This window comes from Kitasatospora sp. MBT63 (assembly GCF_000710465.2).
Taxonomy (GTDB): Bacteria; Actinomycetota; Actinomycetes; order Streptomycetales; family Streptomycetaceae; genus Kitasatospora.
On sequence record NZ_JAIZ01000347.1, the window covers coordinates 1 to 301 of the forward strand.

General features: G+C 65.4%; 1 pseudogene. It reads right to left on the bottom strand.

The window, feature by feature from the left end:
* Nucleotides 1-301, bottom strand: a pseudogene (locus AA75_RS20655) (peptide ABC transporter ATP-binding protein); the annotation flags it as partial.

Here is a 301-nt window from a genome sequence, read left to right on the forward strand (position 1 = left end):
AGCACGATCCGGTCGCGGGTCTCACGGCCCGTCGGGTCCGGCACCGGCACCGCGGACAGCAGCGCCTGGGTGTACGGGTGGGTGGCGTGGTCGTAGATCTGCTCGTCGGAGCCGATCTCGACCATCTTGCCCAGGTACATCACGCCGACCCGGTCCGAGATGTGCCGGACGATCGAGAGGTCGTGGGCGATGAACATGTAGGAGAGCTCGAAGTCCTTCTGGAGCTGCTCCAGCAGGTTGATCACCTGGGCCTGGACCGACACGTCGAGCGCGGAGACCGGCTCGTCGCAGATGATGATCT